General features: G+C 64.3%; 15 protein-coding genes. 7 read left to right on the top strand and 8 right to left on the bottom strand.

Annotation, left to right across the window (positions count from 1 at the left end; translation table 11 throughout):
* Positions 1-161: 161 nt before the first annotated feature.
* From SIDU_RS13775 to SIDU_RS13765, 3 genes are all read left to right on the top strand, one after another.
* Entirely contained in the window at positions 162-854 is a 693-nt protein-coding gene (locus tag SIDU_RS13775) for a Bax inhibitor-1/YccA family protein (protein ID WP_020817683.1), read from the top strand.
* A 4-nt stretch (positions 855-858) separates the two neighbouring features.
* Positions 859-1122: a TFIIB-type zinc ribbon-containing protein gene (locus SIDU_RS13770; protein ID WP_007686202.1), complete on the top strand. Its 264-nt coding sequence runs from the start codon at positions 859-861 to the stop codon at positions 1120-1122.
* Between the two features lie 98 nt (positions 1123-1220).
* Positions 1221-2672, top strand: a complete 1452-nt coding sequence (locus tag SIDU_RS13765) for a mannose-1-phosphate guanylyltransferase/mannose-6-phosphate isomerase (RefSeq protein ID WP_037510088.1) — start codon at positions 1221-1223, stop codon at positions 2670-2672.
* Positions 2673-2930: 258 nt separating this feature from the next.
* On the opposite strand, the gene polA is transcribed toward SIDU_RS13765, so the two are convergent.
* The 7 genes from polA to aroQ all read right to left on the bottom strand — a co-directional run bounded on the left by polA (position 2931) and on the right by aroQ (position 9592).
* On the bottom strand, positions 2931-5717 hold the full coding sequence (gene polA / locus SIDU_RS13760) for a DNA polymerase I (protein ID WP_073507157.1): 2787 nt from the start codon (positions 5715-5717) through the stop codon (positions 2931-2933).
* Between the two features lie 468 nt (positions 5718-6185).
* Complete coding sequence (locus SIDU_RS19405; RefSeq protein WP_129965423.1) at positions 6186-6422, bottom strand: hypothetical protein; 237 nt, start codon at positions 6420-6422, stop codon at positions 6186-6188.
* A gap of 91 nt (positions 6423-6513) precedes the next feature.
* On the bottom strand, positions 6514-6813 hold the full coding sequence (locus SIDU_RS13755; RefSeq protein WP_007686222.1) for a GIY-YIG nuclease family protein: 300 nt from the start codon (positions 6811-6813) through the stop codon (positions 6514-6516).
* Between the two features lie 61 nt (positions 6814-6874).
* The gene (gene arsC, locus SIDU_RS13750) at positions 6875-7219 is read right to left on the bottom strand and encodes an arsenate reductase (glutaredoxin) (protein ID WP_007686225.1); all 345 of its coding nucleotides are present in this window, start codon (positions 7217-7219) and stop codon (positions 6875-6877) included.
* Positions 7216-8568, bottom strand: coding sequence for an acetyl-CoA carboxylase biotin carboxylase subunit (gene accC, locus SIDU_RS13745; RefSeq protein ID WP_007686227.1), 1353 nt, complete (start codon positions 8566-8568; stop codon positions 7216-7218). Before accC ends, arsC begins: the two co-directional genes overlap by 4 nt.
* 13 nt (positions 8569-8581) lie before the next feature.
* Positions 8582-9067, bottom strand: coding sequence for an acetyl-CoA carboxylase biotin carboxyl carrier protein (gene accB / locus SIDU_RS13740; protein ID WP_025772776.1), 486 nt, complete (start codon positions 9065-9067; stop codon positions 8582-8584).
* A gap of 84 nt (positions 9068-9151) precedes the next feature.
* Positions 9152-9592 carry a type II 3-dehydroquinate dehydratase gene (gene aroQ, locus SIDU_RS13735; protein WP_007686235.1) on the bottom strand — a complete coding sequence of 147 codons (441 nt, stop codon included), beginning with the start codon at positions 9590-9592 and terminating at the stop codon, positions 9152-9154.
* Between the two features lie 111 nt (positions 9593-9703).
* Here aroQ and thiS point away from each other — a divergent pair, with 111 nt between their 5' ends.
* The gene (gene thiS, locus SIDU_RS13730; RefSeq protein WP_007686236.1) at positions 9704-10729 is read left to right on the top strand and encodes a sulfur carrier protein ThiS; all 1026 of its coding nucleotides are present in this window, start codon (positions 9704-9706) and stop codon (positions 10727-10729) included.
* Here thiS and SIDU_RS13725 read toward each other — a convergent pair.
* Positions 10726-11640, bottom strand: a complete 915-nt coding sequence (locus SIDU_RS13725; protein WP_174550396.1) for a LysR family transcriptional regulator — start codon at positions 11638-11640, stop codon at positions 10726-10728. The genes thiS and SIDU_RS13725 overlap by 4 nt on opposite strands.
* An 87-nt stretch (positions 11641-11727) precedes the next feature.
* Here SIDU_RS13725 and SIDU_RS13720 point away from each other — a divergent pair, with 87 nt between their 5' ends.
* The 3 genes from SIDU_RS13720 (at position 11728) to SIDU_RS13710 (ending at position 13619) form a co-directional block, all read left to right on the top strand.
* Positions 11728-12438: a CoA transferase subunit A gene (locus SIDU_RS13720; RefSeq protein WP_007686238.1), complete on the top strand. Its 711-nt coding sequence runs from the start codon at positions 11728-11730 to the stop codon at positions 12436-12438.
* Complete coding sequence (locus SIDU_RS13715) at positions 12438-13073, top strand: CoA transferase subunit B (RefSeq protein WP_007686239.1); 636 nt, start codon at positions 12438-12440, stop codon at positions 13071-13073. Before SIDU_RS13720 ends, SIDU_RS13715 begins: the two co-directional genes overlap by 1 nt.
* 105 nt (positions 13074-13178) lie before the next feature.
* Positions 13179-13619, top strand: coding sequence for an HIT family protein (locus SIDU_RS13710; RefSeq protein WP_007686240.1), 441 nt, complete (start codon positions 13179-13181; stop codon positions 13617-13619).
* The last annotated feature ends 8 nt before the right edge of the window (positions 13620-13627 follow it).

Below are 13627 nucleotides of genomic sequence, written 5' to 3'. Positions count from 1 at the left end.
GCGACATGCTCCAGCCGCGATGTCGGACCGCATCGAGTGTGCTCGGTGCAGGTTCGTGAGCGTTCGTCCCCCTTTGACCTCACGAAGACCGCGCCGGGCCACTCGATCCGTAACTTGCTTGTTTTGGATGGAGTTATAACGCCGTGAACAATCCCGTTCGTATGCCGGGCTATGGTGCGAGCCAGACGGCGCAGACCGATGCCGGGCTGCGCGCGCACATGCTGGGCGTTTTCCGCAATATGGGCATCGGCCTGGTCATCACCGGGCTGGTCGCCGCCTTCATCGGCAATACGCCGGTTCTGGCCGCCGCGATTTTCGGCACGCCGCTGAAGTGGGTGGCGATCTTCGCGCCCCTGGCCTTCGTCTTCTTCTTCAGCTTCCGCATCGAAAGGATGACGACGGCGGGCGCGCGCATGGCCTTCTACGCCTTTTCGGCGGTGATGGGCGTGTCGCTGGCCAGCATTTTCCTCGTCTTCACCGGCGGGTCGATCGCCCAGGCCTTCTTCTCCGCCGCCGTGATGTTCCTGGCGATGGCGCTGTGGGGTTATACCACCGGGCGCGACCTGTCGAAATTCGGGTCGTTCCTGATCATGGGCCTGATCGGCATATTGGTCGCCAGCCTGATCAACATCTTCATCGGCTCGTCCGCCATGCAGATGGTGATCTCGATCATCGGCGTGGTGGTCTTCACCGGCCTTACCGCCTGGGACGTGCAGCGCATCAAGTCGGAATATTTCGCCTATGCCGGCCATGAAGTCGCGCAGAAGATGCAGGTGATGGGCGCGCTGTCCCTGTACCTGAACTTCGTCAACCTGTTCCAGATGCTGCTCAGCCTGACCGGCGAGCGGGAGTAATCGGATGCGGGATCAGGCCGCGGTGTCGGCCATGCTCTGCCCGGTCTGTCATGTGGGCCTCTCCATGACCGACCGGCAGGGGGTGGAGATCGACTATTGCCCGCAATGCCGGGGCGTCTGGCTGGACCGGGGCGAGCTGGACAAGATCATCGAGCGTTCGGCGGGCGGGGTTCCTCCGCCCCAGCCAAGCTATCGCCCGGATCGCGACGACGGGCGATATTATCAGAAGAAGCGGAAGAAGAGCTTTCTGGAAGAGCTGTTCGACTGACGGAAAGCGGCCCGATTGCGGGCCGCTTTTTTTGTCGACCAATTCTGGCTTAGATTTCCGGAACGGCTATAAGAATCTCGGATTTCTGAGAGAGTTGCATGTCGGACAAGAATCTTGCGGTTGTTACCCCGGTGATATTGGCCGGAGGATCGGGGACGCGGTTGTGGCCACTGTCGCGCAAATCCTACCCCAAGCAGTTCGTGCCGCTGCTGGGCGAGCAGACGCTGTTCCGCTCCGTCGTGGCGCGCTTGTCCGGCGAGGGAGAGGGTTTCGCCTTCGCCCGGCCGGTCGTGCTGACCAACGCGACCTTCCGCTTCATCGTCGCCGAGCAACTGGCGCAGGAAGACACCGACCCGCGAGCGATCATCATCGAGCCTTCGGTGCGCAACACCGCGCCCGCCATATTGGCGGCGGCGCTGCATCTGGCGGCGGGCGATCCGGAAGCGGTGATGCTGGTCGCGCCCTCCGATCATGTGGTGCCCGATGCGGAGGCCTTTCGCGCGGCGGTGAGCCAGGGTCTGGCGGCGGCGCGCTCGGGCGATCTGGTGACCTTCGGCATCCAGCCGACGCGGCCGGAGACGGGCTATGGCTATCTGCAGGTCGTCGCCCGGCCGGATGGGTCGGGACAGCCGATCAAGCTGGCCCGTTTCGTGGAGAAGCCGAATGCGGCGCGGGCGCAGGAGATGCTGGCGAGCGGCGATCACCTCTGGAATGCGGGGATTTTCCTGTTCGCGGCGAAGGATCTCATCGCCGCCTTCGAGGCGCTTGCGCCCGACGTGCTGGCGGCGGTGCGGCCTGCCGTGGCTGCCGCCGAGGGCGATCTGGGCTTCCTGCGGCTGTCGGCGGAGGCCTGGGACGCCGCGCCCGACATCTCCATCGACTATGCGATCATGGAACGGGCGGGCAATCTGTCGGTCGTCCCCTATGATTCCGGCTGGTCGGACCTTGGCGGCTGGGACGCGGTGTGGAGCCATGCCGGGCCGGACGCGGCGGGCGTGACGGTGGGCGGCGGGGCGACGGCCATCGATTGCAGCGATACGCTGCTGCGCTCCGACAGCGACGGGATGGAACTGGTCGGCATCGGCCTCAGCAACATCATCGCGGTGGCGATGAACGATGCGGTGCTGATCGCGGACAAGTCGCGGGCGCAGGACGTGAAGCTGGCGGTCGAGGCGCTCAAGAAAAAGGGCGCGGTGCAGGCGGAGAGTTTCCCCAAGGATCACCGGCCCTGGGGCTGGGTGGAAGGCTTGCTTGCCGGTGAGCGGTTCCAGGTGAAGCGGATCGTGGTGCAGCCGGGGCAATCCTTGAGCCTGCAAAGCCATTTCCATCGGTCGGAGCATTGGATCGTCGTCGAGGGCACGGCCAAGGTCACGGTGGGAGACGAAGTGACGTTGCTGACGGAGAACCAGTCGCTTTACGTGCCTGCCGGGGCGAAGCATCGGGTGGAGAATCCGGGGAAGATCCCGGTGGTGTTCATCGAGGTGCAGACGGGCACATATCTGGGCGAGGACGATATCGTGCGGTATGAGGATCGCTACGCGCGGGGTTGAGGGGAGAGAGATTTTATAACTGAATGTCCATCGGCCCTAGGCAGTGCGGACAAATTAAGAACGTCGGAAATTGGCCAATAGCTGACATCATTTACCGTCACCCCGGACTTGATCCGGGGTCCCGCTTTCTTTCTGAGTCCGCGCCCAGCCCAAGGCAGCGGGACCCCGGATCAAGTCCGGGGTGACGAATAGGGGGAACGTCCGCTCTCCACCCAAAATCGTTCGGTCCGGCGGATCTCTTAAATTTGTCCGCGCTGCCTAATGCGCCGCCCCCCAACTCGAACCATGGCCGATCTCTACCCCCAGCGGCACGCTCAGCTTCACGATCGGCTCCGCCGCGCCCTCCATGACGCGCCGGATCACCGCGCCGGCATGCTCCACATCGCCCTCCGGCAGTTCGAAGACCAGTTCGTCATGCACCTGCAGCAGCATCTCGACCTGGTGCAGCCCTTCGGCCGCCAGCGCCGGTCCCATGCGGGCCATGGCGCGCTTGATGATGTCGGCGCTGGTGCCCTGGATCGGGGCGTTGATCGCGGCGCGCTCCGCGCCCTGGCGTTCGTGCTGGACCGGCGCCTTGATGCGCGGGAACCATGTCTTCCGCCCGAACAGCGTCTCCGTATAGCCCCTTGAACGCGCCTTTTCGATGGTGTCGGTGATGTAGAGGCTGATGCCGGGGAAACGCTCATAATAGCGGCTGATCATGTCCTGCGCTTCGTCGGCGCTGATCTCCAGCCGACCGGCCAGGCCCCAGCGGCTGATGCCGTAGAGGATCGCGAAATTGATCGTCTTGGCCCGGCCTCGCGTGTCGCGGTTGACCTCCCCGAACAATTGCTGGGCGGTGGCGGCGTGAATGTCCTCGCCATTGGCGAACGCCTCCTTCAACGCGGGCACGTCCGCCATGTGCGCGGCCAGGCGCAGTTCGATCTGGCTATAGTCCGCCGCCAGGATGACATTGCCCGGCTCCGCGACGAAGGCGTGGCGGATCTGGCGGCCCACTTCGGTGCGGATCGGGATGTTCTGGAGATTGGGGTCGGTCGACGACAGGCGGCCGGTCTGCGCGCCGGACAGGCTGTAGCTGGTATGGACCCGGCCGCTATCCTTGTTGATCTGGGCCTGGAGCGCGTCGGTATAGGTCGATTTGAGCTTGGAAAGCTGCCGCCAGTCCAGCACCTTGCCCGCGATCTCCGCGCCCTGGGCCTTCAATTGCTCCAATATGGTGACGTCGGTCGAATAGGCGCCGGACTTGCCCTTCCTGCCGCCCTTGTAACCCATTTTGTCGAACAGGATCGCGCCCAGTTGCTGCGTCGATCCGATGGCGAAGGGCTGGCCGGCCAGCGCGTGGATTTCCTCCTCCAGCGCCGCGATTCCGGCGGTGAACTCGGCGGAGAGGCGGGAGAGCGCCTCGCGGTCGACCTTGATGCCCTCATGCTCCATCTTCGCGATCACGCCGACGAGCGGCCGGTCGACCAGTTCGTAGACGCGGGTCGCGCCCTCATTGGCGATGCGGCTCTTGAACAGCCTCCACAGGCGCAGCGTGACGTCCGCATCCTCGGCGGCATATTCGGTCGCCTTGTCGAGCGGGACTTCGGCGAAGCTGATCTGGCTCTTGCCGGTGCCGCACACATCCTTGAAGCTGATGCAGACATGGTTGAGGTGGACCCTGGCCGCCTCGTCCATGCCGTGGCCCGCCAGGCTCTGCCCGGCGTCGAGGTCGAAGCTCATGACGATGGTGTCGTCATAGGGGGCGATCTCTATCCCGTGGCGGCGCAGGACCGTGATGTCATATTTCAGATTCTGGCCGATCTTGAGGACGCTGTCGTCCTCCAGCAGCGGCTTGAGTTTCGCGAGGACCAGCGGGAGGGGAAGCTGGTCGGGCTTTTCCGCGAACATGTCCTTGCCGCCATGGCCGACGGGTATGTAGCAGGCGGCGTTCGGCCCGACGGCCAGGCTCACCCCGACCAGCGCGCAGGACACGCAGTCCAGCATGTCGGTCTCCGTATCGACGGCGACCAGCCCTTCGGCATGGGCGGCGGCAATCCAGCGGTCCAGCGCCTCCTCCGTCACCACGGTTTCGTAGAGGCTGCGGTCGATCGGCGGTTCTTCCTCCAGCACCGGGGCGGAGGGGGCGGTGGCTTCGGTGACGGCGGCCGCCGCGGTCGCGACCGCCACGGCGGCGGCGGGCGCGCCGGCGCGGGCGAGCAGCGACTTGAACCCATGATGCTCAAGGAAGGCCTGCAATGGCTCCAGCGGAATGCCCTTCAGGGTCAGGTCGTCCAGCGGTTCGGGCAGGTCCATGCCGTCATGCAGCGCCACCAGCCTGCGCGACAGGCGGGCCATGTCGGCATGTTCGATCAGGTTTTCCTGCATCTTCGACTTCTTCATGTGCGGCGCGGCTTCCAGCGCCGCTTCCAGCCCGCCATATTCGGTGATCAGCTTGGCGGCGGTCTTGGGACCGATGCCGGGGACGCCGGGGACATTGTCGACGCTGTCCCCCATCAGCGCCAGCACGTCGCCCAATTGTTCGGGCCGGACGCCGAACTTGGTCATCACATAATCCGCGCCGCGCCGCTCATTCTTCATCGTGTCGTACATGTCGACGCCGGGCTGGATCAGCTGCATCAGATCCTTGTCGGAACTGACGATGGTGACGTGCCAGCCCTGCGCGACGGCGGCCTTGGTATAGCTGGCGATGATGTCGTCCGCTTCGAACCCCGCTTCCTCGATGCAGGGGAGGGAGAAAGCGCGGGTTGCGTCGCGGATCATCGGGAACTGCGGGACCAGATCCTCTGGCGGCGGCGGGCGGTTCGCCTTGTAGGCGTCGTACATGTCGTTGCGGAAGGTGTGGCTGCCCTTGTCCAGCACCACCGCCAGATGGGTCGGGCCTTCCGCCTTGCCCAGTTCGTCGGCCAGCTTCCAGAGCATGGTGGTATAGCCATAGACCGCGCCGACCGGCTGCCCATGCCTGTTGGTGAGCGGCGGAAGCTGGTGATAGGCGCGGAAGATATAGCCGCTGCCGTCGACGAGATAGAGATGATTCTGGGCCATGGAGGCAGGGGATAGCGGGTTAGGGCGCGGGCCTCCAGTGGGCTTGTCGGTGTAGGAGGCGTGTTGCCGGCTCGCGGCCGGGATGAAGCGGCAAAAAGGGCAGAAACCGGCCATTTTCGGCCCGAAGTTCACAGCATATGCGCGCGCGTGCCCGGGCGCGCGTAGGCGTGAAGCGGAATGCATCGGACATTTCAAAGAGGCGGGCGGGATAAGCTGGTTGGGGTGGTGTAGGACAGGCTGAATTGGGGCGTGTTGGAGAAATAGGATGTTTTTTGCGTGACCCGTGGTTTTTGGGTGACGCGTGATTGTCGGCTTGTCGTTCAGGATTGGGGAGCAAGTTGCGATCTAGCTGGGGGCTGACCTTGGGGCCTCTTTTTTCAGTCGGATGTGATTCATCAAAACAGCGGGACCCCGGGTCAAGCCCGGGGTGACGAAAAGGCGAGGGCCTGGGAACGACGATCGTGGTCATTAAGGCCTTCGCTGAAGCCTGTTAATGATAAATCCTGCTGCGCTCGCGGTGAGGACGATTGCAGCCGCCACCACCAGTATGCGGCCGGTAGCTATTTCATGGATGCATTCTTCACTGTTGCAGTGGGAAATACGGAAATTCATCAGGTTGTAAGCGAGAAAACCCAATATGGCCGCTATACCGCAGCCATATATGCGCCCGATGACGGGAGAGCGGTGACTGACATTCTTCATCATGCCTCCTCTTGGATAACGGCCGGTCGGGAACCACCTTTCACAGCGCCGCCGCCGTCGTCACCCCGGGCTTGACCCGGGGTCCCGCTGTCTTTCAGGCGAGCAGGTGGAACAGGTCCTGCCAGTCGGGATTGGCGCGTTCGATCAGGTCGAACTTCCATTCCCGGCGCCAGCGCTTGACGCGTTTTTCATGTTCTATGCAGCGTGTGATGTCGTCGCTCCGCTCAGCCCAGACGAGGCGGTTCAGGCCATATCTTGCGCAGAAGTCGGAACCGTTGCCGGAGCGGTGTTGGTGGATGCGAGCGGGCAGGTCTGAGGTTACGCCCACATATATCGTGCCGCGATAGCGGTCGGACATGATGTAGACCCAGCCGCCTTTTTCTTTTCGCTCCATGCATTGTGCATTGAAGAAGCGGGACCCCGGGTCAAGCCCCGGGGTGACGAACGGGGTGGGGTTAGAGAACTTCGCTGGCCCGTTCCGGGGGGCGGGCGATGACGGCGCCTTTGTTCGTGATGACGATGGCGCGTTCGATCAGGATGGGGTGCTGCGCCATCGCGTCGAGGACCGCCTTGTCGTCCGATAGGTCGAGGCCGATTTCCTTCACCACGCCCTCGCCCCTGCGGACAGCCTCCGACGGGCGAACCCCCGCCTTTTTCAGCACCGCCTCGATCTCGGCGCGGCTGGGCGGGGTCTTCAAATATTCGACGACATCCACCTCAACCCCCGGCGCGGCTTCAAGGATCGCCAGCGCGGCCCTCGATTTCGAGCAGCGGGGGTTGTGCCAGATGGTGGCCTTCACGCCTGCTCGTCCTTCGCCAACCAATCCTCCAGCCACTTGATCGTATAGTCGCCGTTGAGGAAGTCCGGGTCGGTCAGCAGCTTCTGGTGGAGCGGGATCGTGGTCTTCATGCCCTCGATCACATATTCCTCCAGCGCGCGGCGCAGGCGCATGATCGCGCCTTCGCGGGTGCGGCCATAGACGATCAGCTTGCCGATCATGCTGTCATAATAGGGCGGCACCTTATAGCCCTGGTACAGCCCGCTATCGACGCGGACGTGCATGCCGCCCGGCACATGATAGCTGGTGACGGTGCCCGGCGATGGCGCGAAGGTCCGGGGATCCTCCGCATTGATGCGGCATTCGATGGCGTGGCCGGTGAAGCGCAGGTCTTCCTGCTCGACCGAGAGCGGCTTGCCCTCCGCCACGCGGATCTGTTCGCGGACGAGATCGACGCCGGTGATCATCTCCGTCACCGGATGCTCCACCTGCAGGCGGGTGTTCATCTCGATGAAGTAGAATTCGCCGTCTTCCCACAGGAATTCGATGGTGCCCGCGCCGCGATAGCCCATGTCGGCCATCGCCTTGCGCACCACTTCACCCATCCGGTCGCGCTCGGCGGCGGAGAGGACGGGGGAGGGGGCTTCCTCCAGCACCTTCTGGTGGCGGCGCTGGAGCGAGCAGTCCCGCTCGCCCAGGTGAATGGCGTTGCCGTTGCCGTCGCCGAAGACCTGGAATTCAATATGCCGGGGATTGCCCAGATATTTTTCCATATAGACGGTGTCGTCGCCGAAGGCGGCCTTCGCCTCGCTGCCCGCCTGCTTCATCAGCGTTTCGAGCTGGTCTTCGCTGGGCACGACCTTCATGCCGCGCCCGCCGCCGCCCGAAGCCGCCTTGATGAGGACGGGATAGCCGATCCTGGCGGCGATTTCCTTCGCTTCCGCGATGTCGGAAATCGCGCCGTCGGAGCCGGGAACCAGCGGCAGGCCGAGCGCGCCGGCGGTGCGCTTCGCCTCCACCTTGTCGCCCATGATGCGGATATGTTCGGGCTTCGGCCCCACGAAGGCGAGGTTGTGTGCCTCCACGATCTCCGCGAACTGGGCGTTTTCCGACAGGAAGCCATAGCCCGGATGGATCGCGTCCGCGCCGGAGATTTCGGCGGCGGAGATGATCGCGGCGATGTTGAGATAGCTGTCCTTGGCCGCGGGAGGCCCGATGCAGATCGCCTCGTCGGCCAGGCGCACATGCATGGCGTCGGCGTCGGCGGTGGAATGGACCGCCACCGTCTTGATGCCCATTTCATGGCAGGCGCGGTGGATGCGGAGCGCGATCTCGCCCCGGTTCGCGATCAGCAGCTTTTCGATGGCCATGGGTTGCGCGGCCTTATTCGATGACGATCAGCGGCTGGTCATATTCGACCGGCTGGCCGTTATCGACCAGCACGGCCTTGACCGTGCCGGCATGGGGCGCGGTGATGGCGTTCATGACCTTCATGGCTTCGACGATCAGCACGGTGTCGCCCGCCTTCACGGTCGAACCGACGGCGGCATAGGGCGCAGCGCCCGGTTCGGCGGCGAGATAGGCGGTGCCCACGATGGGCGAGCGGATGGCGTTGGCGGCCACGGCCGGGGCGGCGGCTTCGGCCGGAGCTGGGGCGGCGGCCGGCGCGGCCGTGGCGACCGGAGCGGCGGCGACGGGCGGGGGCGCATAGGTGACGGCGCCGCCGCCCACCTTGCGCGCGACGCGTATCTTGCGGTCGCCGTCCTCCACCTCGATTTCCGTCAGGTTGGTGTCGTCGAGCAGCGCGGCGAGATCGCGCACCAATTGTACGTCCACCTGCATTGCGCCCTTTTCAGCCTTGTCGTTCATTTTCAGTCCCTGGACGGTGAATTTCGTGTTCCGATGCCCGCGCCTATGCGCATTTGCGCCGGAGCGCAACTTATGTGCGTCGAGCTACAGTTCGAGCGCCGCCTCCAGCGCGAGCATGTAGGACAGGGCGCCGAAGCCCGCGATGGTCCCCTTCGCCGCCATGCCGACATAGCTTCTGTGGCGGAATTCCTCGCGCCGGTGGGGGTTGGAGAGGTGGACCTCTATCACCGGGACTGCGATGGCCTTGATCGCGTCGTGCAGCGCGATGGAGCTGTGGGTGAGGCCGGCGGCGTTGAGGATGACGGCGTGCGCGCCCTCCGCATGCGCCTCCTGCAGCCAGTCGACCAGATGGCCTTCATGGTTGGACTGGCGGAAATCGATCTCCACATGGGCGCGGTTGGCGGCGTCCTCCATCCGCTCGGCAATGTCGTCCAGCGTGTCATAGCCGTAGATTTCCGGCTCGCGCGTGCCCAGCATGTTGATGTTGGGACCGTTCAACACATAGATTTTGCGCGCCTCGGCCATGGCAGTCCCCCTTTAGGTTGCGACCGGGGCGTGTCCGCCCCTATATGCGCCGTGATCTTTAGCCCTTCGTGTCGCGCCAAGTCGAGACACGTTATTTGACAGGACAGAGCATTGCACGTCGACGGAACCGTATCGATCCAAATCAACGGTGAGCATCGCCGCGTCCGGGCCGGCATGACGCTGGCGGAACTGGCGAGCGAACTGGGCTTCGCGCCGGAGAAGGTGGCGGTGGAACGCAATCTGGCGGTGGTGCCGCGCTCCACCCTGGCGCAGGTGCGCGTCGAGGATGGCGACGAGCTGGAGATCGTGCATTTCGTGGGCGGCGGCGACCATCCGGTCGCGGGGGACGGCGACGTCCTGGTGACGGATGCGGATAGCTGGACGGTGGCGGGCAAGACTTTTCGCTCGCGGCTGATCGTCGGCACGGGGAAATACAAGGATTTCGAGCAGAATGCGGCGGCGGTCGCGGCTTCGGGGGCGGAAATCGTCACCGTGGCGGTGCGGCGCGTCAATGTGTCGGACCCCAAGGCGCCGATGCTCACCGACTTCATTGACCCGAAGAAGATCACTTATCTGCCCAATACGGCGGGCTGCTATACCGGCGAGGAAGCGATCCGCACGCTGCGGCTGGCGCGGGAGGCGGGCGGCTGGGATCTGGTGAAGCTGGAAGTGCTGGGCGAGGCGCGGACGCTCTATCCCGACATGGTCGAAACGCTGCGGGCGACGGAGATTCTCGCCAAGGAGGGCTTCAAGCCCATGGTCTACTGCGTGGACGACCCGATCGCGGCCAAGCGGCTGGAGAATGCGGGCGCGGTGGCGATCATGCCGCTGGGCGCGCCGATCGGGTCGGGGCTGGGCATCCAGAACCGCGTGACGATAAGGCTGATCGTGGAGGGGACCAGGCTGCCGGTGCTGGTTGATGCGGGCGTGGGCACGGCATCGGAGGCGGCGGAGGCGATGGAACTGGGCTGCACCGGCGTCCTCATGAACACCGCCATTGCCGAGGCGAAGAACCCGGTGCTGATGGCCGCGGCGATGAAGGCGGGGGTCGAGGCCGGGCGCATGGCCTATCGCGCCGGGCGGATGGGCAAGCGCATGTATGCCGACCCGTCCAGTCCGCTCGCAGGGTTGATCTAAAGCTTCGGGGGCGAGCCCAGATCGAGTTCTGTCGCCCGGTCGAAAATGGTGAGGACGAGCGGATCGGACTCCGCCGCGCGCACCGCGACCCGGAATTCGACCGATGGCATGGCCGGGGCGCCCGGTATCGGCACCAGCGTGCCGTCGGCCATATGCTGGCGGACCATGGGATGCGGGAAAATGCCGATGCCGCCGCCTTCCAGCGCGATGTCGATCATCGTGCGCATATTGTTGCACAGGTTCACTGAGCGCCAGCCAAGGTCGGACGCGGCAATCGCCTCCTTCATGATATTATAGAGCGGCGACAGGCTGGACAGGGACCAGATGGGCATTTTCGCTGTGTCGGGGGCGTCGGCGGGTATCTTCCGCATCGCGGCCACGGTGGCGGGGCTGGCCAGCCACAGCAGGCCGACATCGCCGATGGGCGCTGTGCGCAGCATGGGATGGGCGATCCGCCCCGCGGCGAAGGCGATGTCGGTTCGCCCGGCGATAAGCTGCTGGATCAGGTCGGCGGTAAGGGCGATCTCCACGTCCAGCGAGACGCGGGGCAAATCCCGGTTCAGCACGGCAACGAAGCCGGGCAGGCAACTGGCCGCCGCTATCTCGCCCGCGCCGATGCGCACCACGCCGGTCGCGCCTGCAATGTCGCTGCATCCCATCAACACGCCCTGGAATCGCGCCCAGAGCGGTTCGCTTTCGCGGACCAGTTCGCGCCCTGCCGGGGTCAGGGTCATTGTCCGCCCCTCCCGTCGGAAAAGCACGGTTCCCAGATGATTTTCCAGTTCCCGCACGCGCGCGGAAATGGCAGGTTGCGTCGTGTTCAATCGTTCCGCCGCAGCGGCAAAGGTGCCCAGCCGCGCGATCCAGAGCAACGTTTCAAGATGGTAGAAAGCAATCCGATTGATAGACATCGCTTGTGCATAACGCAAAAAACAAATCATTAGTATTGATGATTTAACGTGCCTAAGACGGCGATGATTGGGAAAGGAAGGACGCAGATGGTCGAGAAGCTTTACCCTGACGCCGCGTCGGCGCTGGACGGACTGCTGTTCGATGGAATGCATCTGTGCGCGGGCGGTTTTGGCCTGTGCGGCATTCCTGAAAGGCTGATCGATGCGATCCGCGATTCGGGGGTGAAGGATCTGACCATCGCCTCCAACAACGCCGGGATCGACGGCGAGGGGCTGGGCAAGCTGCTGCGCACGCGGCAGGTGAAGAAGATGATCTCCAGCTATGTGGGTGAGAACAAGGAGTTCGAGCGGCAATATCTGGCCGGGGAGCTGGAGGTCGAGTTCTGCCCCCAGGGCACGCTGGCGGAGCGTTGCCGGGCGGGCGGCGCGGGCATTCCGGGCTTCTACACCAGGACCGGCGTCGGCACCGCCGTGGCCGAGGGCAAGGAGGTCAGGAGCTTCGACGGGCAGGATTATATATTGGAGCGCGGCATCTTCGCCGATGTGGCGATCGTCAAGGGCTGGAAGGCCGACGAGAGCGGCAACCTCATCTTCCGCAAGACGGCGCGCAATTTCAACCAGCCCATGGCGACGGCGGCGAAGGTCTGCGTGGCGGAAGTGGAGGAGGTGGTGCCGACCGGCAGCCTCGATCCCGATGCGATCCATCTGCCCGGCATCTACGTCAAGCGCATGATCGTGGGCGCGCCCTATGACAAGAAGATCGAGTTCCGCACCGTCCGCCAGAGGGAGGCCGCATAATGCCCTGGACCCGTGACGAGATGGCCGCCCGCGCCGCGATGGAACTGAAGGACGGCTTCTACGTGAACCTGGGCATCGGCATTCCGACGCTGGTGGCGAACCATATTCCGGCAGGCGTGGAAGTCACGCTGCAGTCGGAGAACGGCATGCTGGGCATCGGCCCCTTTCCCTATGAGGGGGAGGAGGACGCCGACCTCATCAATGCGGGCAAGCAGACGATCAGCGAATTGCCGCAAAGCTGCTATTTCTCCAGCGCGGACAGCTTCGCCATGATCCGGGGCGGGCATATCGACCTCACCGTGCTGGGCGCGATGGAGGTTTCGGAGAATGGCGACATCGCCAACTGGATGATCCCCGGCAAGATGATCAAGGGCATGGGCGGCGCGATGGACCTGGTCGCGGGCGTCAAGAAGATCATCGTCGTCATGGAGCACACGTCCAAGGACGGCAGCCCCAAGTTCATTCCGGCCTGCACCCTGCCGCTGACCGGCAGGAATGCGGTCGACATGATCGTCACCGACCTTTGCGTCTTCCAGCGGCCCGACCATGACAGCCCGTTTAGATTGGTCGAACTTGCTCCGGGCGTGACGGCGGAGGAAGTCGCCGCTAAGACAAGCGCGCATTATCTGGCTTAGAGCGGAGATCCGAGCGAATCGGATCGCCGCTCCAGGTCCTTGTTCACCGCGATTTCCCGGCCGGCATCCAGTCCGGTCGCATGGAAATCGCTCCGGGGAAGCACGATGAGCCTTGAGGGCACTTATGACGAGGGCAATGTCTTTGCCCTGATCCTGGCAGGGAAAATCCCGTCGACCAGGCTTTATGAGGACGAGCATACATATGCCTTCCTCGACATCCAGCCGCAGTCCAGGGGGCACAGCCTGGTCATTTCCAAATGGTCGAAGGCGCGCAACATATTGGAAGTCGAGGATGAAGCGCTGGCGCAGGTGATGGCGACAGTGAAGAAGGTTGCCAACGCCACCCGCAGGGCGCTGGACCCCGACGGCATCCATGTCGCGCAGTTCAACGGCGCGCCGGCCGGGCAGACCGTGTTCCACCTGCATTTCCATATCGTGCCCCGCTGGGAGGGGCAGCCGCGCGGCTTCGTCGCCCATGCGCAGGGCGATTTTGCCGATCCGGAGGAATTGCGGAAGCTGGCCGAAGAGATTTGCGCCCAGTTCTGATGCGCCAG

Origin of the sequence: Sphingobium indicum B90A (genome assembly GCF_000264945.2) — a bacterium.
In the GTDB taxonomy this organism is placed as follows: domain Bacteria; phylum Pseudomonadota; class Alphaproteobacteria; order Sphingomonadales; family Sphingomonadaceae; genus Sphingobium; species Sphingobium indicum.
Note: the sequence above shows the minus strand (reverse complement) of the source record. Positions and strands in the feature narration are given on the sequence as shown.